Source organism: Streptomyces mauvecolor (genome assembly GCF_039532965.1).
In the GTDB taxonomy this organism is placed as follows: Bacteria; Actinomycetota; Actinomycetes; order Streptomycetales; family Streptomycetaceae; genus Streptomyces; species Streptomyces violascens.
Window position 1 is genome coordinate 181,078 of sequence record NZ_BAAASQ010000021.1, and the last position, 23,414, is coordinate 204,491.

A 23,414-nucleotide genomic window follows, 5' to 3' on the forward strand; every position below is an offset into this window, starting at 1 on the left:
ACGGGGCCACGACGGGGGAGGACCGTGGGGCTCTATGAGGGGCGAACCCAGTTGCCCGAAGTGCGGAGGCCGGGTCAGGGCGCCCGGTCTCTTTGCCGACACCTGGCAGTGCGATGTGCACGGCCCCGTCTTTCCGCTCCAGCCGGTGGTCCCGCCCAGCGTCGAGGCCCTGGAGGTCGTCGTGCGCCGGGCGCAGGTGCCGGTGTGGATGCCCTGGCCGCTGCCCGTGGGCTGGCTGTTCACGGGCGTCGCGTACGCCGGTGACGACCGCAGTGGCGGCCGCGCGACCGCCGTCGCCTGCTCGGGTCCGGGCCCGCTCGGCGGGATCGGCGAGCTGATCCTGGTCGCGGAGGAGCTGGGCGTGGGGCTCGGCGCGCGCTACGCGGGCATCGACGCACCCGACCCCGGCCCGTTCATGAATGTCGACAAGCCCGCGCACACCAAGGTCCTCGCGGCCGGCCGGCCCACCCCGCTGTGGCACGTCACGCGCACCCCGGACGACCGTGCGGTCTTCGCGGGCGAGGCGCGCGGCCTGTGGCTGTGGGCGATCGTCTGGCCGGAACAGTCCGGGCTCCTCATGTACGACGAGCTCGTCCTGACCGATCTGCGCGACGCGGGCGCCGAGACGGAACTCGTGCCGTGCGGGGCCCTGACCCCGCGCATCCTGTCCTGACGGTCCTGACGGTCCTGACGGTCCTGAGAGATCCGACGGTCCTGACGGTTCGGGTGGTCCTGATGGCGGGTCCGCTCGCGGGCGGACGGGGAGGAGCGGGCGGGCGGTTATCCTTGACTGTCCCCTGATCCGCCCCTTATGCCCTGGAGTACGCGTCGTGCGCATCGATCTGCACACCCACTCCACGGCCTCGGACGGTACGGACAGCCCCGCCGAGCTGGTCCGCAACGCGGCCGCCGCCGGGCTCGACGTCGTCGCGCTGACCGACCACGACACCACCCGCGGGTACGCGGAGGCCATCGCCGCGCTCCCCGCCGGGCTCACGCTCGTCACCGGCGCCGAACTCTCCTGCCGCATCGACGGCGTCGGCCTGCACCTGCTGGCCTACCTCTTCGACCCCGAGGAGCCCGAGCTCTCCCGCGAGCGCGAACTGGTGCGGGACGACCGGGTGCCGCGCGCCCAGGGCATGGTCGCCAAGCTCCAGGAGCTCGGCGTGCCCGTCACCTGGGAGCAGGTCGCGCGGATCGCGGGCGACGGCTCGGTCGGCCGCCCGCACGTCGCCGAGGCGCTCGTCGAACTCGGCGTCGTCGACTCCGTCTCGGACGCCTTCGTGCCGGACTGGCTCGCAGACGGCGGCCGCGCCTACGTCGGCAAGCACGAGCTCGACCCGTTCGACGCGATCCGCCTGGTCAAGGCCGCGGGCGGCGTCACCGTCTTCGCCCACCCGCTGGCCGTCAAGCGCGGCCAGGTGGTGCCCGAGTCGGCGATGGCCGAGCTGGCCGCCGCCGGGCTCGACGGCATAGAGGTCGACCACGCCGACCACGACGCCCCCACCCGGGAGCGGCTGCGCGGCCTCGCCCGCGAGCTGGGGCTGCTCGCCACCGGCTCCAGCGACTACCACGGCAGCCGCAAGACCGTACGGCTCGGGGAGTTCACCACCGATCCCGAGATCTACGGCGAGATCACCCGCCGTGCCACGGGGGCCTTCCCCGTGCCGGGCGCGGGCGGAAGCGCCCGCCCGTAGGGAGAGCGCGCCTCTCCCGATCCCTGGGGCCCCGCCCCCGTTTCCCCGCTCCTCGAACCCCCGCCCGGCACCTCCGCGCGGTCCCGGGGGCCGGGCCCCGCCGACCTGCGCAGCAGCGCACACCGGCCCGCTCATGTACGCACCTCACCTCGCAAGGCTCACCGTGTTCGACGCTGCCGTCTTCGGCTCCCTCTTCCTCACCCTGTTCGTCATCATGGATCCCCCCGGGATCACGCCGATCTTCCTCGCGCTGACCGCCGGCCGTGCCGCCAAGGTCCAGCGCAGGATGGCCTGGCAGGCCGCCGCCGTCGCACTCGGAGTGATCACGCTCTTCGGTCTCGTAGGGCACCAGATCCTGACCTACCTGCACATCGACGTCCCGGCGCTGATGATCGCGGGCGGTCTGCTGCTGCTCCTCATCGCGCTCGACCTGCTCACCGGCAAGACCGACGAGCCCAAGCAGACCAAGGACGTCAACGTCGCGCTCGTGCCGCTGGGCATGCCGCTGCTCGCCGGGCCCGGCGCGATCGTGCAGGTCATCCTGGCCGTCCAGAACCACGACTCGGTGGCCGGGCAGGTCTCGGTCTGGGCGGCGATCATCGCGATCCACGTCGTCCTGTACGTGACCATGCGGTACTCGCTGCTGATCATCCGCGTCATCAAGGACGGCGGCGTCGTCCTGGTGACCCGGCTCGCGGGCATGATGCTCTCGGCCCTCGCGGTGCAGCAGATCATCAACGGCATCACCCAGGTGATTCACGGCGGTTGAGCCTCCTGACACGCCGAAGCGCCCCCGTACGGATCTGTACGGGGGCGCTTTGCGTACGGCACCCGCGGCCGTTCGACCGGCTCGCGGGAGCACTACCTCTAACGCGTTACGAGGCCACGGACGTGGCCGGGCGGATGTAGATGCGCTGACCCATGGCGGCGGCCTGCTGCACAATCCGGTTGACGGAGGCGGCGTCCACGACGGTGCTGTCAACGGCGGTACCGTCGACGTCGTCCAGGCGCATGATTTCGAAGCGCATGGCTTCTCCCTTCGTCTGATCCTCCTGCTAGGAGAACTACTGGTGCGGGGGGCTGTGAACAGCCTGCTCCCACGATGCGTCCGGGCGGTTGCCCGCCCGTCAAGAGTGGATTGCGTGGCTACGGTGCAACGCGTTCCGTCCTGTTCAACGGGTTGCCTCCAGCAAACATTCCCTACGCTAAGGAAATTTTTTGAGTTGCTAAGGATCTGGCCCCGACGGCGACCGGATGTGCCCGGTTGTGCCCCCTGCGTCACGACCTCGACAATGGAAAACGTATGGACGACTCCCAGGAACCACAGCCGGCCCAGGCGCCCGACGACCGCGCCGCCCAGCTGGACCGCAAGCTGGACGCCACCAACGAGCTGCTCCAGCGCATGCTCGCCGAAGTCGCGAAGACGCCCTCCACACACGCGATCTTCGTCGACGCGGGATATGTCTACGCGGCCGCCGGCCTCCTCGTCACCGGCACCGAGGACCGCCGCTCCTTCGACCTCGACGCCGAGGGCCTCATCGAGGCCTTCATCGACAAGGCGCGCACCATCTTCGCGGACAGCCGGCTGCTGCGGGTCTACTGGTACGACGGCGCCCGGCGCCGCATCCACACCCCGGAACAGCAGTCGATCGCCGAGCTCCCCGACGTCAAGGTCCGGCTCGGCAACCTCAACGCCAACAACCAGCAGAAGGGCGTCGACTCCCTGATCCGCTCCGACCTGGAATCACTGGCCCGGCACCGCGCGATCAGCGACGCGGCGCTCATCGGCGGCGACGAGGACCTCGTCTCGGCGGTCGAGGCCGCGCAGGGGTACGGCGCGCGCGTCCACCTCTGGGGCATCGAGGCGGCCGAGGGCCGCAACCAGGCCGAGCCGCTGCTCTGGGAGGTCGACAGCCAGCGCACCTTCGACCTCGACTTCTGCAAGCCGTACGTCACTCGGCGGCCGGTCACGATGTACGAGCAGGAGGGGCCGGCGCCGTCGCGCGAGGACGTGCGGTTCGTCGGGGCGCGGATCGCGGCGACGTGGCTCTCCGAGCGGGGCCGGGCCGCTCTGGCCGAACTCCTGCCCGGCCACCCGTACCTGCCCGGTCCGGTGGACCAGGACCTCCTGATCGAGGCGGAGCGGCTTCTTCAGTACTCACTGAGGGGGCATGCGGATCTGCGCCGCTCCCTGCGGGACGGGTTCTGGCAGCACCTGCAGTCGCAGTACTAGGCGTTCCGCGGGGTGCGCTGATCGACCGCGGGCCGTCGATGCCTGATTGCGCAGTTCCCCGCGCCCCTGATCCCGCTCTCGGCCTCGGGCCGTCGGTGGCCGGTCGCGCAGTTCCCCGCGCCCCTCAATGCGTCTTTGGCCTCGCCCCGTGCGTGGTTGCCGCGTCCCTGGGGGAGCGGTCAGGGGGCGGCCGACGCGGTGCGGCCGGCCGTCACCGTCGACCAGAAATCCGTCAGCGCCCCCGTCAGCTCACCCGGATGGGAGACGTTGGGGGAGTGGTCCGCGCCCGGGATCACCGTGTGCCGCGCGTTCACGCTGCGGGCCAGGTGGGCCAGTTCGCTCACCGCCCACACCGTTTCGCCGGAGCCGTACGCCACGTGGAGGGGAAGGGGCAGCGCCGCGAGGCCCTCCGTGCGGTCCGGCTCCACCCTCAACTGCCGCCCCGTCGCGATGAGTTGGGCGCGCTGCGTGCCGAACCAGCGGCGTTCCAGGAACGCCACGATCTCCGGCGGGTCCGGAACGTACGCCGGGTCCCTGCCGTCCAGCCACTGCGTCACCGCCCACACCCACGACGGCGGAAGCACCGGCAGCGCCGCCTGGAGCATCCGGATCTTGGTGCGCTGCTCGGGGCCGACCCGGCCGGGGCCGGACGAAAGCAGCGTCAGGGAGAGGAACGCGGACGGGTCGAGCCGGGCCGCGGACCGGGCCACGAACCCGCCGAAGGAGTGCCCGACGAGGTGCACGGGCCCGTCGCCGAGCGCCGCGGCCTGAGCGAGTACGTCGGAGCCGAGGGCGCGCGGGGTGTAGCCGGACGTACGCCGCGGCCCGGGGCTCTCGAACTGCCCGCGCCCGTCGACCGCCACGGCCCGGTACCCGGCGTCCGCGAGCGGGTCGAGGAGCCCGAGGAAGTCCTCCTTGCTCCCGGTGTACCCGGGGACGAGCAGCACGGTCCCGCGCGCGGCGCCCTCGGGCCGCGAGTCGAGCACGGCGAACTCCTGGCGCGAGGTGGCCAGTCGGTACGCACGCGTACGCGCCGGAAGGTCGAGGGAGCGCGGCTTACTCATGGGCAGAGCGTATCCGGCCCCCGCCGGCGGGCCCGGCTCAGGAACGCGAACGGCCCGGCACCCCGCAAGGGGGACCGGGCCGTTTCGGGTGGCGCCGGTTACGCCTCGGGCGCGACCGCCGCCTTCTTCGCGCGGGTGCGCCGCGGCTTCGCCGGGGCCTCGGCCTCGACGGCCTCGACCACGGGCTCGGCGGCCTTCTTGCGCGTGCGGCGCGGCTTGACCGGGGTCTCGGCCTCGACGGCCGCTTCGACGACCGCCTCGGGGGCGGCTTCGGCGACCTTCTTGGCGCGGGTCCGACGCGGCGCGGCCGGAGCCTCAGCCGCCTCGGGGGCGGCTTCGGCGACCTTCTTGGCGCGGGTGCGGCGGGGCTTGGCGGGCGCCTCGGTCTCGACGGCCGGGGCGGCCTCGACGGTCTCGACGACGGCCTCGGCGGCCTTCTTGCGCGTGCGGCGCGGCTTGACCGGGGCCTCGGCCTCGACAGCCGCTTCGACGATCGCCTCGGGGGCGGCTTCGGCGACCTTCTTGGCGCGCGTGCGGCGGGGCTTGGCCGGGGCCTCGGTCTCGACGACCGGAGCGGCCTCGACCGTCTCGATGACGGCTTCCGCCGCCTTCTTCGCCCGCGTACGACGCGGCTTGACGGGCGCTTCGGCGACCGCGACCGCGGCGGCCGGAGCCTCGGCGACCTCGGTCATCGCGGCGGTGGCCTTGGCCTTCGCGGCCCTGGCCAGCTCAAGCGCGGCCGACTCCGGCGTCACGAAACCGACCTCGGAGGCCGGGTCGGCCTTGCGCACCCGGCGACGGCGCGGCTTGGGCTCGACCGGCGCGACGGCGGGCGCGGTGGCGACCGGCGCGGGACGGCGGCGCGGCTCGGCCTTGACGACGGCGACGGGCTCGGCGACCACAGCGGCCTCAGCCGCCTCGATCACCGGCGCGGCAGCGGCCTGCGGCGCTGCCGACGGCGCACCCACGCGGGTACGGCGACGGCGGCGCGGCGTGCGCGGCTCGGCCACGGTCTCGGTGGCTGCGGCAGCCTCGGCGACCGGGGCCGCGACGGGAGCTGCGGCCGTGGTCTCGACGCCGTCCGCCTGCGCGCCGCCGCGGGTGCGCCGACGCTGACGCGGCGTACGCGTACGGGCCGGGCGCTCCTCGGTGACGACCGGAGCCGCAGCGGCGGACCTGCGCCCGCGCCCGCCGGTCTCGCCGAGGTCCTCGACCTCTTCGGCCGCCAGGCCCGCGCGGGTGCGCTCGCCCCGGGGCAGCACGCCCTTGGTGCCGGCCGGGATCTTCAGCTCCTCGAACAGGTGCGGGGAGGTGGAGTACGTCTCGACCGGGTCCGGGAACTTCAGGTCGAGCGCCTTGTTGATCAGCTGCCAGCGCGGGATGTCGTCCCAGTCGACCAGCGTGATCGCGATGCCCTTCTTGCCCGCGCGGCCGGTGCGGCCGATGCGGTGGAGGTAGGTCTTCTCCTCCTCGGGCGACTGGTAGTTGATGACATGCGTGACGCCCTCGACGTCGATGCCGCGGGCGGCGACGTCGGTGCAGACCAGCACGTCGACCTTGCCGTTGCGGAAGGCGCGCAGCGCCTGCTCGCGGGCGCCCTGGCCGAGGTCGCCGTGGACCGCGCCGGAGGCGAAGCCGCGCTTGGCGAGCTGCTCGGCGATGTCCGCGGCGGTCCGCTTCGTACGGCAGAAGATCATCGCGAGGCCGCGGCCCTCGGCCTGCAGGATGCGCGCGACCATCTCCGGCTTGTCCATGGAGTGGGCGCGGTAGACGAACTGCGCGGTGTTGGCGACGGTCGTGCCCTCGTCGTCCGGCGACGTGGCGCGGATGTGCGTGGGCTGCGACATGTAGCGGCGGGCGAGGCCGATGACGGCGCCCGGCATCGTCGCGGAGAACAGCATCGTCTGCCGCTTCGGCGGAAGCAGCTGGATGATCTTCTCGACGTCGGGCAGGAAGCCGAGGTCGAGCATCTCGTCGGCCTCGTCGAGGACGAGCGCCTTGACGTGGGAGAGGTCGAGCTTCTTCTGCCCGGCGAGGTCGAGCAGGCGGCCCGGGGTGCCGACGATCACGTCGACGCCCTTCTTGAGCGCCTCGACCTGGGGCTCGTACGCCCGGCCGCCGTAGATGGCGAGCACGCGGACGTTGCGGACCTTGCCCGCGGTGAGGAGGTCGTTGGTGACCTGCTGGCACAGCTCGCGCGTCGGTACGACGACGAGGGCCTGCGGGGTGTTGGTGAGCCGCTCGGGCGTGGCCCGGCCGGCCTCGACGTCGGCGGGAACGGTGACCCGCTCCAGGATCGGCAGACCGAAGCCGAGCGTCTTGCCGGTGCCGGTCTTGGCCTGCCCGATGATGTCGGTGCCGGAGAGCGCTACGGGGAGCGTCATCTCCTGGATGGGGAAGGGGGACACGATGCCGACGGCTTCAAGGGCTTCGGCGGTCTCGGGAAGGATCCCGAGCTCTCGGAACGTAGTCAGGGTGCTGCCTCTTCTGTGAGACGCGGTACGGAGGCGAACGCGGCGGGTCGTACCGTGCCCATTTCGTCCGGCGGGGATCAGATTCGATCGTGTTGCCGGGTGGCGCGGGACCACTGCCGTCGCTCAAGCGCTCGTGCCGCTGAGGGATCCCTCTTCGGTGGCACGTACTGAAACGTGCCCTGCGGAGGGCTGTCGGGTCGGAGCCGACCGGAGCAACCGACCGGGCATCCTCATTCGTGCAGCCCGTCGAAATACTCGGCGGGCGCATTACCACTGTACCCCGGATTCGCGCATGTGTGTTGGGAGAATTCGCGAGACCGGTGCGACGGGTGTGAGCAAGGAGGCCCTTACAGCCCGTCCCCGGCGGGCTATTGTGCGGTTTATGGAGACGTCTGACAACGCCACTGCAGCCGAAGAAACCACCCCGGAGCCCGAGCGCACCGGGATCGCCGCCCAGGACTGGGCGACGGCCTCCGCGGTTCCCCAGTACCGCGCCGCGGTCGTGGACCTCCTCGGCGCCCTCGCCTACGGCGAGCTCGCGGCCTTCGAGCGGCTCGCGGACGACGCGAAGCTGGCGCCGTCCCTGGAGGACAAGGCGGAGCTGGCGAAGATGGCGTCCGCCGAGTTCCACCACTTCGAGCGGCTGCGGGACCGGCTCGCCCAGATCGACGCGGAGCCGACGGCCGCGATGGAGCCGTTCGCCAAGGCCCTGGACGACTTCCACCACCAGACCGCCCCGTCGGACTGGCTGGAGGGCCTGGTCAAGGCGTATGTGGGCGACTCGATCGCGAGCGACTTCTACCGCGAGGTCGCCAATCACCTGGACTCCGACACCCGCTCCCTGGTCCTGTCGGTCCTCGACGACACCGGGCACGGCAACTTCGCCGTGGAGAAGGTGCGGGCAGCCATCGAGGCGGACCCGCGCGTCGGCGGCCGGCTCGCGCTGTGGGCGCGGCGCCTGATGGGCGAGGCCCTTTCGCAGGCCCAGCGCGTGGTCGCCGAGCGCGACGCGCTCTCGACGATGCTGGTCGGCGGGGTCGACGGGGTGGCGGCGGGCTTCGACCTCGCGGCGGTCGGCGAGATGTTCACCCGGATCACCAAGGCCCACACCAAGCGGATGGCGGCGCTGGGTCTCGCGGCCTGACCCGTAGGAGCGAGAACGGACCCGCCGCCTACGCCGCCGAACGGCGCAGGCGGCGGGTCGGCCGCAGCAGCAGCGAGAGCAGGACGGACGCGACGAAGGTGGCGCCGAGCACCGTCGTCACTCCATGACCCGGGCCGATCGCCGAATGCGTCAGGAACGCGCCGAAGAGACCGGCGAGCGGGCCGACGGACAGAACGGTGCGGCGGTCGGGCAGCCGGTGGGAGAGCCGGGCCGCGGCGGCCCACGCGAGGGCGAATCCCAGCAGTACGGAGCCAAGGGCTTCAAGGAGCATGTGCGTCGCCTCCCGGGGGTACGGCCAGGGCGGATCGGTTACAGCCGTCCTACCCGAGCCTTGCGGAACGCAACCCTCCCCTCACTGGGAGGAAGCAACGCGGGCGTGTCCTCGAACAGGCACGATTTTTATGTGCTTACGGTCACACCTGGTGTCAACCGATGCCGTGCGAGCAGAAGCCGCACGTAGGTTCCGCAACAGGTGACTCCGCGCTGGCGCCGGGGCTCCTTCGTTCTCTCGGGTGCCGTTCGGCGGCACGGAGGTCACACCATGAGCCAGCGTCGGCCGGTGCCGAGACTCGCAGCGTTGGACGGGCTCCGGCTCGTCGCCGCTCTGATGGTGGTCTGCTACCACTACCTCGCGCTGAGCAGACCCTGGGGCCACGACCCGGTGACGGTCTTCCCGACGCTGCACAGGTTCGCCGAGTTCGGCTGGCTCGGGGTCGAGGTGTTCTTCCTGGTCAGCGGGTTCGTGATCTGCATGAGCGTGTGGGGCCGCAGCCTCGGCGACTTCGCCGTCTCCCGGGTCTCCCGGCTGTTTCCGGCTTATTGGGTCGCCGTGCCGCTCACCGCGCTGGTCGTCAACAAATGGCCGGAGATCACTTCGATACGCGGCTGGGACGACGTCGTCGTCAACCTGACGATGGTCCAGGCGGGCAACAACACGAGGAACGTCGACGACGTGTACTGGACGCTCTTCGTGGAGCTCAAGTTCTACGTCCTGATGGCGATCGTCGTGCTCTGCGGGGTGACCTACCGCAATGTGCTCATCTTCTGCGGCGCCTGGACCGTGGCGGCGGCCCTCGCGCCCAGCCTCGGCATCCCGGCGCTCGCGGCGTTCGCGATGCCGCAGTACGCGCCGTACTTCATCGCGGGCATCGCCTTCTATCTGATGCGCCGCTTCGGATCCAACGCGCTGCTGTGGGGCATCGTCCTGTTCCAACTGCTGCTCGCGCAGCGGTACATCCACTACCGCGTCGCCATCAACCTCGGTCACGTCGCCGCCGATCAGCTGCCGAGCTGGCCGGTCCGGCTGATCGTCGTCGCCGGGTTCGCCGTCGTCGGGGCGATCGCCCTGGGCGCCTTCGACAAGGTCCAGTGGCAATGGCTCTCCACGGCCGGCGCGATCACCTATCCGCTGTACCTGATCCACATGTTCATCGGCATGACGCTGATCCACCACTTCCGCCATCTGCTCCCCGCACCCGTGCTCGTGGGCTCGGTGATCGCACTGATGATGGCCACCGCCTGGCTCATCCACCGCCTCGTGGAACGCCCCGCGGGCAAGTGGGTCCGCGACGCGATGAAACGCGGCATCGAAGACGTACGCCTCAACTCTCCCGCCCGTCGGCGGACTCGGCCGCGGTCCCCGCTTCCGCCCGCTCCCGAGGAGCGGCGGCCCCTGCACGGCGCGGGAGTCCACTGAGCGGGACGCGGGGAAAACGAAGAAGAAGGGGTGCCACCAGTGATCACTGGTGGCACCCCTTCTTCGGTGTCCTGGTGTACTACAGCGCGCCGAAGCCCACGCGGCGGACCGCCGGCTCGCCGATTTCCACGTATGCGATCTTGTCGGCCGGTACCAGGACCTTGCGGCCCTTGTCGTCCGTGAGGCTGAGCAGCTGCGCCTTGCCGCCGAGGGCGTCGGATACCGCGCTCTCGACTTCTTCGGCGGACTGCCCGCTCTCCAGAACGATCTCCCGGGGTGCGTGCTGCACGCCGATCTTGACCTCCACGGCTATGTCCCTCCGACCTCGTGCGGTGCGCGGTCAGCCGCGCCGTACGCTGCACACATTAGCCCGGGGAGGCGACCGGAAATGGCCGGTCGCTGAACGCCAGGAGCGAACAGAATTCAGGAATGACCGCGCGCGGGCCGCTCAGTGGCCCTCGGTGCCGTGCAGCGGGAAGCCCGCGATGCCGCGCCAGGCGAGCGAGGTGAGGAGCTGGACCGCCTGGTCGCGGGGGATGGCCGATTCGCTGGAGAGCCAGTAGCGGGCGACCACCTGGGAGACCCCGCCCAGGCCCACGGCGAGCAGCATCGACTCGTCCTTGGAGAGGCCGGTGTCCTCGGCGATGACGTCCGAGATCGCCTCGGCGCACTGGAGGCTGACCCGGTCCACGCGCTCGCGCACGGCGGGCTCGTTGGTGAGGTCCGACTCGAAGACGAGCCGGAAGGCGCCGCCCTCGTCCTCGACGTACGCGAAGTAGGCGTCCATGGTCGCGGCGACGCGGAGCTTGTTGTCCGAGGTCGACGCCAGGGCGGTGCGGACCGCGTGCAGGAGTGACTCGCAGTGCTGGTCCAACAGGGCCAGGTAGAGCTCCAGCTTGCCGGGGAAGTGCTGGTAGAGCACCGGCTTGGAGACGCCCGCGCGCTCGGCGATGTCGTCCATCGCGGCCGCGTGGTAACCCTGTGCGACGAAAACCTCCTGGGCGGCGCCCAGGAGCTGATTGCGGCGGGCCCGGCGCGGCAGGCGCGTGCCTCGCGGGCGCGCCGCCTCGGTCTGCTCGATGGCTGTCACGCCGCCTCCCAAAGTTGTTCCGGTGCGCGATGTACGCGCGCCGCCATCGTACTTTTGGGTAACCCGGCTGTGCGCGGTGCGAACGCAGAATTTCACGGACCGGACGCGCTGGGTAGCCGGAGATACCCGCGGGAAACCGAACAAATCATCGGTAGTCGTCCTCGTCGAGGGCGACCACGCGCGCCTGTTCGACGGCGTCGGCCTCGTTGGCGGCGCCCGGGTCGACACGGGTCAGCGGGTCGTCGTGGTCCTGTCGTACGTCCGTGTGCTGCTCGGCCGCGTCCGCCTCATTGGTCTCCTCGGACAGTTCCGCGGTGTCGTCGTCTTCGTCCTGGAAGGTTTCCGGATCGCTGGGATCGACGGACATGGCTGCTCCCTTTTCCTGCACTTCGAGTGATTCGGGGGCTCCCTTACGAGCCTAGGAGTTCCCCGGGCATGCCGCTATACGGCCTGTGATGGCGAACACATGAACCACGGCGTGATCGTCTCGTAACATTGCCGCATGTCTTCGACCGAGCTGCCGGAAACCCTCGCCGCCGCCTCCCTGGCACCACGGGTGGGGGCGGTCAGGGTCGCGGAGGGTGAGGAACTGCGCTCCGTGAGCCTGCCGGGCCTCACTCTGACCGTCCGGTCGCGCCCCGGCACCGGCCCCGGCCTCGAACCCGCGCTGTACGTCCACGGGCTCGGCGGGTCCTCGCAGAACTGGTCGACGCTGATGCCGCTGCTCGCCGACCGCCTGGAGGGCGAGGCGCTCGATCTGCCCGGCTTCGGGGACTCCCCGCCGCCGGACGACGGCAACTACTCGGTCACCGGTCACGCCCGCGCCGTGATCCGGCTGCTCGACTCGGCGGGCCGCGGCCCCGTCCACCTCATCGGCAACTCGCTGGGCGGAGCCGTCTCGACCCGCGTCGCGGCCGTACGCCCCGATCTGGTGCGCACCCTCACCCTCATCTCGCCCGCGCTCCCCGAGGTCCGCGTGCAGCGCAGCGCCTGGCCGACCGCGCTGGTCGCGCTGCCGGGCGTCGCCTCCCTGTTCGCGAAGCTGAGCCGGGACTGGACCGCCGAGGACCGCACCCGGGGCGTGATGGCCCTCTGTTACGGCGACCCCGGGCGGGTGAGCCCCGAGGGGTTCGAGGCCGCGGTCCAGGAGATGGAACGGCGCCTCCAACTCCCTTATTTCTGGGACGCGATGACCCGCTCGGCGCGTGGCATCGTCGACGCGTACACGCTGGGCGGCCAGCACGGACTGTGGCGGCAGGCGGAGCGGGTGCTCGCGCCGACGCTGCTCATCTACGGGCAGCGCGACCAGCTGGTCTCGTACCGGATGGCCCGCCGGGCCGCGGCCGCCTTCCGTGACTCGCGGCTCCTCACGCTGCCCGATGCCGGGCACGTGGCGATGATGGAGTACCCCGCGACGGTCGCCCAGGCCGTACGGGAACTGCTCGACGAGAGCGCCCGCAGACACCGCGGCGCCGACCGGGCGGCCCCCGGCCGGGAGACCGGCGACCGAGAAATCACCGACCGCGAAAACAGGAGCTGATCCGGGGCGTGGGACGACACAGCCGACCCAAGGGCCCCAGCGACTCGGTGCCCATACACGAAGCGCCCCCGGCCCCGCAGGCCGAGCAGGCCGTCGCCTCCGGCAGCGGCCGGCGCAGACGGCAGGCCCCGGGCGACGGCCCCGCCCCGCACCACGGCGGCGGCACCCCGGCCTTCGGCACCCCGCAGGTGCGCGGCGGACATCCGCAGCACCCCGAGCACGGGTCCGATGCCCAGGCCCGCCACGGCGACTGGCACGGCAGGCCGCGCACCGTCCAGCAGAATCCTTACGGCGCCGCGGCTCGCATCCCGGGCCCGCGCCGCTCCTCCATCGAGGCCTTCGACGGGCCCCCGTCGGCCGGCACCGGGGCGAACCGCACCGTCGGCCTCGCGCCGCCGCCCGAACCCGAAGCCAAGTCCAAGGAGTCCAAGGGATCCAAGGGGCGGACGTTCACCGGGATCGCGGCCGCCGCGGTGACCACCGTGCTCGCGGTCGTCGTCGCCGGGCAGGTCACCTCGGACGGCAACAAGCACGACGTCGCCGGCCGGTCCACCGGCGACAACGACCGTGACACGGACGGGAGTTCGGCATCCCGGGGCAGCGGGCGGGCCACCCCGCAGGCGGCCCCCGCGGTCCAGACGTACGACCAGAAGATGGCCCAGCAGTTCCCGCTGGACCCCAAGCTCACCGCGTCCGGCAAGTTCGACGCCGTGCCCGGGTTCGACGCGGCGCCCGGCAAGGGGCGCAAGTACCGCTACCGGGTCGACGTCGAGCAGGGGCTCGGCCTGGACGGCGGTCTGTTCGCCGAGGCCGTGCAGAAGACCCTCAACGACGACCGCAGCTGGGGCCACGGCGGCACGATGACCTTCGAGCGGATCTCGTCGGGCAAGCCGGACTTCATCATCACGCTGGCCAGTCCCGGGACCACCGGCGCCTGGTGTGCCAAGTCCGGGCTCGACACCAACGAGGACAACGTCTCCTGCGACTCGGCCGCCACCGACCGCGTGATGATCAACGCGTTCCGCTGGGCGCAGGGTTCGGAGACGTTCGGCTGGGGCAAGGCGATGCTCAGCTACCGGCAGATGCTCATCAACCACGAGGTCGGCCACCGGCTCGGGCACAACCATGTGAGCTGCCGCACGCCCGGCGCGCTCGCCCCGGTGATGCAGCAGCAGACCAAGTCCCTGGACATCGACGGGATCAAGTGCCTGCCCAACCCCTGGGTGTATCCCCAGGGTTGATCCCACCGCGGTGTGACATGTCCAGGATGTGGGACGGCCGTCTCGTTCTCGATTGACAGTGAACAGCGGGTCGTCCATATTTCTCGGCATGTCGCACCGCCACGCCACCCCCGAACGCGCCGCCATCGAGCTGGCGCTCATCGGCGTGACCGGGCACAGCGTGGCCGACATTCTCTGTAGCTGACGCAGTCCCGAGCGCGTTCGACTTTCCCTTTTCCCTTTTTGCGCCCGGGCATTTCCGTGCTTTCGCACGGTTTCCGCATGCGGGCGCAGCCACCCCTTTTCCTTTCGGTGCTGTGGGCGCCCGCATTTCCCGCCCTGCCCAGCAGTTACCGAGAGGTCTACTTCCGATGCGTCACACGTCCATTTCGTCAGGGAATGTCGCCAGAGCGGCAGCGATAGCCGTGGTTCTCGCCGTGGGCGCCGTCGCCTGCGGTCCCGAGGGCGGCGGCGCGGGGAACGCCGGGTCCGGCGCGTCCGGCACGCCCCACAAGGGCGGCGCGCTCAGCGTCCTCAACAACGAGGCGCAGACCGATTTCGACCCCGCGCGGCTCTACACCTCCGGCGGCGGCAACGTCCCCTCGCTCGTCTTCCGCACCCTGACCACCCGCAACCGCGAGAACGGCGCCGAGGGCACGAAGGTGGTGCCCGACCTCGCGACCGACACGGGCAGGCCCAATGCCGACGCCACCGTGTGGACGTACACGCTCAAGGACGGCCTCACGTACGAGGACGGCAGCCCGATCACCACCGCCGACATCAAGTACGGCATCGAGCGGTCCTTCGCGGCCGAACTGTCCGGCGGCGCACCGTACTTGAGGGACTGGCTGGTCGGCGGCGCCCAGTACCAGGGCCCGTACAAGGACGGCGGCAAGGGCCTCGCCTCGATCGAGACGCCCGACGCCAAGACGATCGTGTTCCACCTGAACAAGCCCGAGGGCGAGTTCCCCTTCCTCGCCACCCAGACGCAGTTCGCGCCGGTCCCCAAGGCCAAGGACAACGGCACCAAGTACGAGGAGCACCCCGTCTCCTCGGGCCCGTACAAGGTCGTCAAGAACGAGAACGACGGCGAGCACCTGGTCCTGGAGCGCAACCCCCACTGGTCCGAGGCGACCGACACCGAGCGCAAGGCCTACCCCGACACCATCGACGTACGCTCCGGGCTCGACCAGGCCGTCATCAACCAGCGGCTCTCCGCATCGCAGGGCCCGGACGCGGCCGCCGTCACCACCGACACCAACCTGGGGCCGGCCGAACTCGCCAAGGTCGGCAGCGACAAGCAGCTCGCCGCGCGGGTCGGCACCGGGCACTTCGGCTACACCAACTACATCGCGTTCAACCCGAACGTGAAGCCCTTCGACAACCCCAAGGTCCGCCAGGCCATCGCGTACGCCGTCGACCGCACCTCGGCCGTCAACGCGGTCGGCGGCTCCTCGCTCGCCGAGCCCGCCACCACGTTCCTGCCCAACCAGAAGGCCTTCGGGTACACCCCGTACGACCCCTTCCCGGCGGGCGCCTCCGGCAACGCGGCCAAGGCCAAGGAGCTCCTGAAGGAGGCGGGCTACGCCGACGGGCTCACCGTCACGCTCACCCACTCCAACGCCAAGGGCGGCCCCAAGGGGCCCGAGGTCGCCACCGCCCTCCAGGACGCGCTGAAGAAGGCGGGCATCACCGTCAAGCTCCAGGGCCTCGAAGGCAACGACTACAACGACACCGTGGCCAGCGCGAAGAAGGAGCCCGGCTTCTTCCTGCGCGGCTGGGGCGCCGACTGGCCCTCCGGCGGCCCGTTCCTCGCGCCGATCTTCGACGGCCGCCAGATCGTCCGGGACGGCGCCAACTTCAACACCGGCTTCCTGGACGACGCCTCCGTCAACAGCGAGATCGACGAGATCAACAAGCTGACCGACCTGACCGCAGCCGCCCCGCGCTGGGGGGCGCTCGACAAGAAGATCGGCGAGCAGGCCGTGGTCGTGCCGCTGTTCCACCCCGTCTACAAGCGGCTCGTCGGCAAGGACGTCAAGAACGTCGTCATCAGCGACTGGACCGGCGTGCTCGACATCTCGCAGGTAGCGGTCAAGTAGCCATGTCCGAAGCCCTGTTGACCACCGGGGCGGGCGCCGTCGCGCCCGCCCCCGGCGGTCGCCTCTTCTGGCGGCGGCTGCGCGCCCAGCGCGCGGTCACCGCCGCGGCGGCCGTCTTCGCCCTGCTCGTCCTGGTCGCACTCGCGGCACCGCTGCTCACCTCGCTCGAAGGCCAGGACCCCAACGCCTTCCACCCCACGCTCGTCGACTCGGCCAGTGGCGGCGTGCCCATCGGCTCGTTCGGCGGGATCAGCGGCGAGCACTGGCTCGGCGTCGAGCCGCAGACCGGCCGCGACCTGTTCGCCCGGATCGTCTACGGCGCCCGCGTCTCGCTCGGCGTAGCCTTCGTCGCCACCCTCATCCAGGTCGGGCTCGGCGTCGCCCTCGGCCTGTTCGCCGCGCTCGGCGGCCGCTGGGCCGACCAGATCGTCAGCCGTGTCACCGACGTCGCGGCCGCCCTGCCGATGCTCGTCATCACGCTCGGCCTGCTCGCGGTGGCCCCCGCCTCGATCCCGCGGCCGGTCCTGATCACGCTGATCATCGCCGGGCTCGGCTGGTTCGGCACGTCGAAGATCGTGCGGGCGGGTGCCCTCTCGCTCAAGACGCTCGACCACGTCTCGGCGGCGCGGCTCAGCGGCTGGGGCACCTGGGCGATCGCCCGCCGCGAACTGCTGCCCGCCCTTGCCGCACCCGTCATCACGTACGCCGTCCTCCTCGTCCCCAGCAATGTGGTGGCCGAGGCGGCCCTGTCCTTCCTCGGCGTGGGCATCAAACCGCCCACCCCGTCCTGGGGGCAGATGCTCACCGACGCCAACACCTGGTACCAGGCGGCCCCGACGTATCTGCTCCTGCCGGCCGGCCTGCTCTTCATCACGGTCCTCTCGCTGACGGTGATCGGTGAGGGAGTACGCACGGCCCTGGACCCGAGAGCGGCGTCGAGGCTCCGCGTGGGCACCCGCAACTCCCGTAAGGAGAAGGCAAGTTGACAGGCTTCACGGGCTTTCTGCTGAGGCGGATCGCCGGAGCCGTCCTCGTGCTCCTCGCCCTCTCCGTCATCGTGTACGCCGTGTTCTACGTGGCCCCGGGCAACGTCGCCCAGATCGTCTGCGGCGAACGCTGCTCTCCGCAGCAAGTCGCCCTGGTCCACGACAAGCTGGGGCTCGGCGACCCGCTGTACCTCCAGTACGGCCACTTCGTCCAGGGCATCTTCGCCGGCCGCGACTTCTCGTCCGGCACGGGAATGGTGCACTGCTCGGCGCCCTGCCTCGGCCAGTCCTACCGCACCGACGAGCAGGTCACCGACCTCATCCTCGGCAAGCTCCCGGTCACCGGCTCCCTGGTGATCGGCGCGTTCGCGCTGTGGCTGCTCATCGGCGTCGGCACCGGGGTGCTCTCCGCGTGGAAGCGCGGCGGAATGACCGAACGGCTGCTGACCTGGCTGACCCTGGCGGGCACGTCCACTCCGGTGTTCGTGATCGGCCTGCTGCTGATCATCATCCTGTGCTCGACGCTGCAATGGCTGCCGTTCCCGCAGTACGTGCCGTTCACGGACAACCCGCAGCAGTGGTTCTGGGGCCTGCTGCTGCCCTGGTTCTCCCTCGCCCTGATCGAATCGGCCAAGTACGCGCGCCTGACCCGTAGTTCGATGCTGGAGACGCTCGCCGAGGACCATGTGCGTACGTTCCGGGCGTACGGGCTGAGCGAGCGGGCCATCGTCGGACGCCATGCGCTGCGCGGCGCTGTCGCCCCGGTCATCGCGCTGAGCGCGCTCGACGCGGGGACCATGTTCGGCAGCGCGGTGCTCACCGAGACGCTCTTCGGCATCCCGGGCATCGGGCAGCAGCTCGTGCAGTCGGTGCGCACGGTCGACCTGCCGGTGGTGGTCGGTGTGGTTCTGACCACCGGATTCTTCGTGGTGCTTGCCAATGCGGTCGCGGACGTCCTGTACGCGATGGCTGATCGACGGGTGGTGCTGTCATGACCGAGCCTTTGGTCGAGGTGTCCGACCTCGGCATCTCCTTCGGCGAGGTACGGGCCGTCGACGGCCTCTCCTTTACGCTCCGGCCCGGCGCGGCGCTGGGCGTGGTCGGGGAATCCGGCTCGGGCAAGAGCGCGTCGGCGTACGCGCTGCTCGGCCTGCACCGGGGTACGGGGGCGCGGGTCACCGGCGCGATCCGGGTGGCCGGGGTGGACGTGATGGCCGCTTCCGACTCCGAACTCCGCTCCCTGCGCGGGGGGTCGGCGGCGATGGTCTTCCAGGACCCGCTGTCCTCGCTCGACCCGTACTACACGATCGGCGACCAGATCGCGGAGGTGTACCGGGTGCACAAGGGCGGCTCCCGGCGGGCCGCCCGGGCGCGCGCGGTCTCGGTCCTGGACCGGGTGGGCATCCCGGACGCGGCCCGCAAGTCCCGCTCCCGCCCGCACGAGTTCAGCGGGGGCATGCGGCAGCGGGCCCTCATCGCGATGGCGCTGGCGTGCGAACCGCGCCTGCTGATCGCGGACGAGCCGACGACGGCGCTCGACGTGACCGTCCAGGCGCAGATCCTGGACCTGCTGCACGATCTGCGCCGCGAGACGGGCCTTGGCCTGGTGCTGGTCACCCATGACGTGGGGGTGGCGGCGGAGAGCGTGGACGAGGTGCTGGTGATGCGGGCGGGGAGGGAGGTGGAGCGGGGGCCGGTGGGGGCGGTGCTTGGCGCTCCGCGGGAGCCTTACACGCGGGCGCTGCTGTCGGCGGTCCCGAGGATTTCCCCCACCCCGCCCGGCTCCGCTGCGGGCCCCCGGGAGAGTGCGCCCGGCTCCGACCCGGTGGTCGCCGCCGGGGCTCCGCCCCGGACCCCGTCGGCCCCACCCCACCCCTTCCCGAAACCCGCCGGGGGTGCCGTACTCGGCCGCGGCCCGGTGGACGCTGCTGGGGCTCTGCCCCGGACCCCGTTCGCGCCTGAAGGGCGCTCGTCCTCAAACGCCGGACGGGCTGGGGGTGCCGGTGAGACGGGTTCGGTGGTGAACGTGGGGCCGGCCGGGGATGCCGGTGAGGACGCCAGTGGCTCGCACGGCGGTGATGCCGGGATGTCCAGTTCTGCCAGGGGCGCGGGGAACTGCGCGAGCAACCACGCACGGTCCGCGGCCCAGCGACTCTCGCCCTCTCCGGCGTCTGAGGAGCGGGGGTCCGGGGGCGGCGCCCCCGGGAACGGACCTCGGCCACATACCCACCCCGGGAGGGTTGCGGGAAGGGGCGGGGCGGGGGAGGCCTCCGCCGAAGGCGGCCTCGTGCTCCAGGCGACCGGCCTCCGCAAGACCTTCGGCCGCGGTCGAACCGCCTTCACCGCCGTGGACGGGGTCTCCCTCACAGTCCGCCGCGGGGAAACGCTCGGCATCGTCGGCGAGAGCGGGAGTGGGAAGACCACCCTGGGTCGCATGCTGGTCGGGCTGCTCCAGCCCAGCGCCGGGCACGTCACCCGCACCGGCGACGTCCAGATGGTCTTCCAGGACCCCGTCTCCTCCCTCAACCCCCGCCGGTCCATCGGCGAATCCGTCGCCGACCCGCTGAGGGCGAGAGGGGAGCGCGACGACAGCCGCATCCGGGCCAGGGTCGGCGAGCTGCTCCAGAAGGTGGGGCTCGACCCCGATCGCTACGACAGCTACCCGCACGAGTTCAGCGGCGGCCAGCGCCAGCGCGTAGGGATCGCCCGCGCGCTGGCCGCCGAGCCGACACTCATTGTGTGCGACGAGCCCGTGTCCGCGCTCGACGTCACCACTCAGGCTCAAGTCACCGCCCTGCTCGGGCAGTTGCAGCAAGAGCTCGGGCTCGCGCTCGTCTTCGTCGCGCACGACCTCGCCGTGGTGCGGCAGGTCAGCGACCGGGTCGCCGTCATGCGGCAGGGGCGGATCGTGGAGGAGGGCGAGGCCGACGTCGTGTACGGGGCGCCCAAGGACCCGTACACCCGGCAGCTGCTCGCCGCCGTACCCTCCCTGGACCCCGCGCTCGCCGCCACTCGCCGCGCGGCCCGCCGCGAGCTGCGCGAGGCGTCGTGGGAGGCGGCCCCCGAGGAAGTGGCCGTGGCGTAGCCGTCTGTGACCGGCCCGACCCGTAGCGCGACCGAACGCCATCGGGTCGGGAAAGTTACGTGCATTCACCCCTTCCGGTGGCGCGATGGACAACCGTCCGTCGCGCCACCGGCATGACCGCTTACGTTCGTCCCGCTGCGAGTCGCCGTTGCCAACGGTGGCCGCCCACAAGGGAGATCGGGGGTGCGCACATGCGGATCGGACTGCTCACGGATGGCGGTTATCCGTACACGACCGGTGAGTCCAGGCTGTGGTGCGACCGGCTCGTGCGCGGGCTCGCGCGGCACGAGTTCGACATATTCGCGCTCAGCCGGAGTGCCGAGCAGGAACAGCAGGGGCTGCTCGCGCTGCCTCCGCACGTGCGTCAGGTGCGTACCGCCTCTCCCTGGTCCGCACCCGAATCCCGCCACACCGGCCGTCGGCGTACCGAGCGCGGGTACGGGCGGCGCGAACGCCGGGAGTTCGCCGAGTGCTTCGGGCGTCTGGCCGCCTCCCTCTGCACCGAGCGGGCCGACGGCGATGCGTTCTCGGACGGGCTCTACGGGCTCGCCTCCCTCGCCCGCGAGCACGGCGGGCTCGGCGGTGAGCTGCGTTCCGAGACGGCCGTCCGCATCCTGGAAGCCGCCTGCCGTGCCCCCGGCGTGAACCGCGCGGTACAGGCCGCCCGGGTGCCCGACCATCTCGCCTTCGCGAGCCTCCTGGAGCGAGCCCTGCGCCCGCTCTCCCTCGACTGGTACGGCGACGACGCGCTCGGCGCGGTCGACCTCTGCCATGCCGCATCCGGCGGCGGCGCCGCCCTCCCCGGGCTGCTGGCCAAACGCTTCTGCGGGGTCCCGCTCCTGGTCACCGAGTACGGCGTCCAGCTCCGCACCCAGTATCTCGCCAACGCCCAACTCTCGGTTCCCGTAAGGGCGTTGCAGGCGGGATTCCAGCGCCGGCTCGCCGCCGAGGTGTACGCGCGGGCCGAGCTCATCACCCCCGGCAACACCCACACCCGCCGCTGGCAGGAGCGCTGCGGAGCCGACCGCGCCAAGCTGCGCACCGTCTACCCCGGCATGTCCGCCGACCGGTTCCACGCGGTGGGGGAGGGCGCGTACGAGGGTGAGCCCCACACTCTGGTGTGGGTCGGGCGGATCGAGCCCGCCAAGGACCTCATCGCGTTGTTGCATGCCTTCGCCGAGGTCCGCAGGGCCGAACCCGAGGCGCGGCTGCGCCTGATCGCGGCGCCCGCCGAGGGCGCCGAGGCCGTCACCTATCTCGCACACTGCCGGGCGCTCGCCGCCCAGCTCTTCCCCGACGAGGCCGCCGACGCCCACGCGGTCGGCGACAACCCCGTCTCGTTCGAGGAGATCGGCGGCCCCGAGGCGCCCGAACTCGCCGACGCGTACGCCGCCGGAAGCGTCGTCGTGCTGTCCAGCGTCGTCGAGGGCTTCCCCGTCAGCCTCGTCGAAGCCATGTTCTGCGGCCGTGCCACCGTCTCCACCGACACCGGCGCGGTCGTCGAAGTCATCGGCGGTACGGGCCTGGTGGTGCCGCCGCGCAACCCGCGCGCCCTCGCCGACGCCTGCGTGGCACTCCTTCGCGACCCCGAACGGCGCTCGCGCCTGGGCGCCGCCGCCCGCGCCCGCGCGCTCGAACTGTTCACCGTCGAGCAGAACCTCGCGGCATTTCGCGGCATTTACCTGGAACTCATGTCGCACAACCCGGTCCACCGCGAGAACGCCGACGAGTCGGCCGCCCCACAGCCCTTCGCGCACCCCGCCGAAGCCCATGTGCCCGGCCGCTGGGCGGCCCCGACCTCGGCTCGCATTCCATCCAACTCGCATTCGAGCGGCCCCAGTTGGGCAGGAAGCCCGATCGCGGCCCTGTTGCAGCAGCGCCTCGACGCCGAAGCGGAAGGGGCGGGCGCGTGACCGACATCCCCTCCGCCCGAGCCACCGGCGCGGCCTGGGGCGCCCGCTCCAAGGACGCCCTCGCCCCGACGCCCGACCGGAGCGGCGCGGGCCGCGCCGCCACCCCCCGGCGCGGCCCCGCCGACCCCGTCAGAGCCCTCATGCACCGCCACCGTGAACTCTGCGAACGCGCCGTCGACCCGCTGGAGATCGCGGCAGGCCTTGAAGCACACGGCGTCACCGACCGCACCGCCGCCCGCTTCCGCCACCGCGACGTCTTCTCGCTCGCCGAAGAGCTCTACGCGCGCGTGCCCCGCGACACCGAAACTCCCTCCGCAGCACGGGAGTCGATCCCGCAGCCCGCCGGATGGGCGCTGTGGGCGCTGCTGCCCGGCACCGTCTGCGCCCTCGCCGTCGAGGGAGTCCAGCTCACCGCCGGCGGGGTCCGGCTCGTGGCAGGGGCGGCCGGCGCAGTCGCCTTCGTCGTCGCGCTCGCCCTGACCCTGCGGCGCGGCCCCCTGCGCGCCGGCCCCCGCGCCCGGCCCGCCGCCCGCCTCTGCGCCGCCTGGCTCATGGCGTACGCGATCGGCGGCGACGGGCTGCTCGCCGAGGCCGTGCGCGGCGGCCCCGACGGAGGCTGGCCGCTCGACCCCGCGGCCGCCACCGGCCTCGCCTTCGCCGTGGCTCCCGCGATGTGGTGCGCGCACCTCTTCTCCGTACAGGCACGCCGCAAGCTCGAATCCAGCCGGGGCCTCGCCGAGTTCGCCGGACGCTCCCGCCCGCTGCTCCTGGCGACGGTGGCGCTGTTCCTCGTCGGACTCGCCACCTGCCTGACGGTCGCTCAACTTGCGTACGGAGCCGATGCGTTCGCGGCCGCAGCCGCGCTCGGGGTGCTGCTCTGGCTCGCCCGGATGCTCGCCGCGCACGGCTTCGCCGGAGCCGCGACCAAGGTGCTCGCCGCCGCCGCAGGTGCCGAACTGGTCGCGCTCGCCTCCGTGTTCGCCGGGCGGGTGCCCGGCTGCGCCGCACTCGGCCGCCCCGTCGAAGCCGTGGTGCAGAGCTGGGGCGCCGGGGCCCTGCCCGCCGCCGTGTGCGGCGCCGCCGCCCTCGCCCTGCTCGCCCGAGCCGCCGCCGTGCTGGCCCGCGCCTCGGCCCACTGTGACCAGTGAG

Annotated in this window: 22 protein-coding genes; 15 read left to right on the forward strand and 7 right to left on the reverse strand. The window is 71.9% G+C overall.

The window, feature by feature from the left end:
• Positions 1-34: 34 nt before the first annotated feature.
• The 3 genes from ABD346_RS26230 (at position 35) to ABD346_RS26240 (ending at position 2,466) form a co-directional block, all read left to right on the forward strand.
• The gene (locus tag ABD346_RS26230) at positions 35-673 is read left to right on the forward strand and encodes a DUF6758 family protein (protein WP_344378207.1); all 639 of its coding nucleotides are present in this window, start codon (positions 35-37) and stop codon (positions 671-673) included.
• Between the two features lie 157 nt (positions 674-830).
• Entirely contained in the window at positions 831-1,697 is an 867-nt protein-coding gene (locus ABD346_RS26235; RefSeq protein ID WP_344378209.1) for a PHP domain-containing protein, read from the forward strand.
• A 163-nt stretch (positions 1,698-1,860) separates the two neighbouring features.
• Positions 1,861-2,466, forward strand: a complete 606-nt coding sequence (locus ABD346_RS26240) for a MarC family protein (protein ID WP_344378430.1) — start codon at positions 1,861-1,863, stop codon at positions 2,464-2,466.
• 106 nt (positions 2,467-2,572) lie between these two features.
• Here the strand turns inward: ABD346_RS26240 and ABD346_RS26245 are convergent, their stop codons facing one another.
• Positions 2,573-2,725: a hypothetical protein gene (locus ABD346_RS26245; protein ID WP_344378210.1), complete on the reverse strand. Its 153-nt coding sequence runs from the start codon at positions 2,723-2,725 to the stop codon at positions 2,573-2,575.
• A gap of 275 nt (positions 2,726-3,000) precedes the next feature.
• Here ABD346_RS26245 and ABD346_RS26250 point away from each other — a divergent pair, with 275 nt between their 5' ends.
• The gene (locus tag ABD346_RS26250) at positions 3,001-3,930 is read left to right on the forward strand and encodes an NYN domain-containing protein (protein ID WP_226599900.1); all 930 of its coding nucleotides are present in this window, start codon (positions 3,001-3,003) and stop codon (positions 3,928-3,930) included.
• A gap of 179 nt (positions 3,931-4,109) precedes the next feature.
• Here the strand turns inward: ABD346_RS26250 and ABD346_RS26255 are convergent, their stop codons facing one another.
• On the reverse strand, positions 4,110-4,994 hold the full coding sequence (locus tag ABD346_RS26255) for an alpha/beta fold hydrolase (RefSeq protein ID WP_344378213.1): 885 nt from the start codon (positions 4,992-4,994) through the stop codon (positions 4,110-4,112).
• A gap of 98 nt (positions 4,995-5,092) precedes the next feature.
• The gene (locus ABD346_RS26260) at positions 5,093-7,378 is read right to left on the reverse strand and encodes a DEAD/DEAH box helicase (RefSeq protein WP_344378215.1); all 2,286 of its coding nucleotides are present in this window, start codon (positions 7,376-7,378) and stop codon (positions 5,093-5,095) included.
• 472 nt (positions 7,379-7,850) lie between these two features.
• Between ABD346_RS26260 and ABD346_RS26265 the strand changes: the two genes are divergently transcribed.
• Positions 7,851-8,612 (forward strand): ferritin-like fold-containing protein, encoded by a 762-nt coding sequence (locus ABD346_RS26265; RefSeq protein ID WP_189962767.1) that lies wholly within the window; start codon positions 7,851-7,853, stop codon positions 8,610-8,612.
• Between the two features lie 28 nt (positions 8,613-8,640).
• Here ABD346_RS26265 and ABD346_RS26270 read toward each other — a convergent pair whose 3' ends face one another.
• A complete protein-coding gene (locus ABD346_RS26270) occupies positions 8,641-8,904 on the reverse strand; it encodes a hypothetical protein (RefSeq protein WP_344378217.1) in 264 nt (87 codons plus the stop codon).
• 270 nt (positions 8,905-9,174) lie between these two features.
• On the opposite strand from ABD346_RS26270, the gene ABD346_RS26275 reads away from it, so the two are divergent.
• On the forward strand, positions 9,175-10,329 hold the full coding sequence (locus tag ABD346_RS26275) for an acyltransferase family protein (protein ID WP_344378219.1): 1,155 nt from the start codon (positions 9,175-9,177) through the stop codon (positions 10,327-10,329).
• Between the two features lie 79 nt (positions 10,330-10,408).
• Here ABD346_RS26275 and ABD346_RS26280 read toward each other — a convergent pair whose 3' ends face one another.
• The 3 genes from ABD346_RS26280 to ABD346_RS26290 all read right to left on the reverse strand — a co-directional run bounded on the left by ABD346_RS26280 (position 10,409) and on the right by ABD346_RS26290 (position 11,786).
• Positions 10,409-10,636: a DUF3107 domain-containing protein gene (locus ABD346_RS26280; RefSeq protein WP_053729924.1), complete on the reverse strand. Its 228-nt coding sequence runs from the start codon at positions 10,634-10,636 to the stop codon at positions 10,409-10,411.
• Between the two features lie 141 nt (positions 10,637-10,777).
• Positions 10,778-11,419 carry a TetR/AcrR family transcriptional regulator gene (locus ABD346_RS26285; protein ID WP_053729923.1) on the reverse strand — a complete coding sequence of 214 codons (642 nt, stop codon included), beginning with the start codon at positions 11,417-11,419 and terminating at the stop codon, positions 10,778-10,780.
• A gap of 145 nt (positions 11,420-11,564) precedes the next feature.
• Positions 11,565-11,786: a hypothetical protein gene (locus ABD346_RS26290; protein WP_189962764.1), complete on the reverse strand. Its 222-nt coding sequence runs from the start codon at positions 11,784-11,786 to the stop codon at positions 11,565-11,567.
• Positions 11,787-11,921: 135 nt separating this feature from the next.
• Between ABD346_RS26290 and ABD346_RS26295 the strand changes: the two genes are divergently transcribed.
• The 9 genes from ABD346_RS26295 (at position 11,922) to ABD346_RS26335 (ending at position 23,413) form a co-directional block, all read left to right on the forward strand.
• Complete coding sequence (locus ABD346_RS26295) at positions 11,922-12,959, forward strand: alpha/beta fold hydrolase (RefSeq protein ID WP_344378224.1); 1,038 nt, start codon at positions 11,922-11,924, stop codon at positions 12,957-12,959.
• An 8-nt stretch (positions 12,960-12,967) separates the two neighbouring features.
• The gene (locus ABD346_RS26300) at positions 12,968-14,200 is read left to right on the forward strand and encodes a DUF3152 domain-containing protein (RefSeq protein WP_381227701.1); all 1,233 of its coding nucleotides are present in this window, start codon (positions 12,968-12,970) and stop codon (positions 14,198-14,200) included.
• An 88-nt stretch (positions 14,201-14,288) separates the two neighbouring features.
• Positions 14,289-14,384 carry an Ms4533A family Cys-rich leader peptide gene (locus ABD346_RS26305; RefSeq protein ID WP_317617795.1) on the forward strand — a complete coding sequence of 32 codons (96 nt, stop codon included), beginning with the start codon at positions 14,289-14,291 and terminating at the stop codon, positions 14,382-14,384.
• 166 nt (positions 14,385-14,550) lie between these two features.
• Complete coding sequence (locus ABD346_RS26310; protein ID WP_344378230.1) at positions 14,551-16,281, forward strand: ABC transporter substrate-binding protein; 1,731 nt, start codon at positions 14,551-14,553, stop codon at positions 16,279-16,281.
• A gap of 2 nt (positions 16,282-16,283) precedes the next feature.
• On the forward strand, positions 16,284-17,267 hold the full coding sequence (locus ABD346_RS26315; RefSeq protein WP_344378232.1) for an ABC transporter permease: 984 nt from the start codon (positions 16,284-16,286) through the stop codon (positions 17,265-17,267).
• The gene (locus tag ABD346_RS26320) at positions 17,264-18,262 is read left to right on the forward strand and encodes an ABC transporter permease (RefSeq protein ID WP_344378234.1); all 999 of its coding nucleotides are present in this window, start codon (positions 17,264-17,266) and stop codon (positions 18,260-18,262) included. The genes ABD346_RS26315 and ABD346_RS26320 overlap by 4 nt, the downstream gene beginning before the upstream one ends.
• A complete protein-coding gene (locus ABD346_RS26325; protein ID WP_344378235.1) occupies positions 18,259-20,352 on the forward strand; it encodes a dipeptide ABC transporter ATP-binding protein in 2,094 nt (697 codons plus the stop codon). Before ABD346_RS26320 ends, ABD346_RS26325 begins: the two co-directional genes overlap by 4 nt.
• A 191-nt stretch (positions 20,353-20,543) precedes the next feature.
• On the forward strand, positions 20,544-22,265 hold the full coding sequence (locus ABD346_RS26330) for a DUF3492 domain-containing protein (protein ID WP_344378236.1): 1,722 nt from the start codon (positions 20,544-20,546) through the stop codon (positions 22,263-22,265).
• Positions 22,262-23,413, forward strand: coding sequence for a hypothetical protein (locus ABD346_RS26335; RefSeq protein WP_344378238.1), 1,152 nt, complete (start codon positions 22,262-22,264; stop codon positions 23,411-23,413). Before ABD346_RS26330 ends, ABD346_RS26335 begins: the two co-directional genes overlap by 4 nt.
• Position 23,414 lies beyond the last annotated feature (1 nt).

Excerpts from the sequence above, each read along its gene's own strand:
- ABD346_RS26230 (WP_344378207.1), top strand. The coding sequence starts at position 35 with ATGAGGGGCGAACCCAGTTGCCCGAAGTGCGGAGGCCGGGTCAGGGCG.
- ABD346_RS26245 (WP_344378210.1), bottom strand. The coding sequence starts at position 2,725 with ATGCGCTTCGAAATCATGCGCCTGGACGACGTCGACGGTACCGCCGTT.
- ABD346_RS26250 (WP_226599900.1), top strand. The coding sequence starts at position 3,001 with ATGGACGACTCCCAGGAACCACAGCCGGCCCAGGCGCCCGACGACCGC.
- ABD346_RS26255 (WP_344378213.1), bottom strand. The coding sequence starts at position 4,994 with ATGAGTAAGCCGCGCTCCCTCGACCTTCCGGCGCGTACGCGTGCGTAC.
- ABD346_RS26260 (WP_344378215.1), bottom strand. The coding sequence starts at position 7,378 with ATGACGCTCCCCGTAGCGCTCTCCGGCACCGACATCATCGGGCAGGCC.
- ABD346_RS26265 (WP_189962767.1), top strand. The coding sequence starts at position 7,851 with ATGGAGACGTCTGACAACGCCACTGCAGCCGAAGAAACCACCCCGGAG.
- ABD346_RS26270 (WP_344378217.1), bottom strand. The coding sequence starts at position 8,904 with ATGCTCCTTGAAGCCCTTGGCTCCGTACTGCTGGGATTCGCCCTCGCG.
- ABD346_RS26275 (WP_344378219.1), top strand. The coding sequence starts at position 9,175 with ATGAGCCAGCGTCGGCCGGTGCCGAGACTCGCAGCGTTGGACGGGCTC.
- ABD346_RS26290 (WP_189962764.1), bottom strand. The coding sequence starts at position 11,786 with ATGTCCGTCGATCCCAGCGATCCGGAAACCTTCCAGGACGAAGACGAC.
- ABD346_RS26295 (WP_344378224.1), top strand. The coding sequence starts at position 11,922 with ATGTCTTCGACCGAGCTGCCGGAAACCCTCGCCGCCGCCTCCCTGGCA.
- ABD346_RS26305 (WP_317617795.1), top strand. The coding sequence starts at position 14,289 with ATGTCGCACCGCCACGCCACCCCCGAACGCGCCGCCATCGAGCTGGCG.
- ABD346_RS26310 (WP_344378230.1), top strand. The coding sequence starts at position 14,551 with ATGCGTCACACGTCCATTTCGTCAGGGAATGTCGCCAGAGCGGCAGCG.
- ABD346_RS26315 (WP_344378232.1), top strand. The coding sequence starts at position 16,284 with ATGTCCGAAGCCCTGTTGACCACCGGGGCGGGCGCCGTCGCGCCCGCC.
- ABD346_RS26325 (WP_344378235.1), top strand. The coding sequence starts at position 18,259 with ATGACCGAGCCTTTGGTCGAGGTGTCCGACCTCGGCATCTCCTTCGGC.
- ABD346_RS26330 (WP_344378236.1), top strand. The coding sequence starts at position 20,544 with ATGCGGATCGGACTGCTCACGGATGGCGGTTATCCGTACACGACCGGT.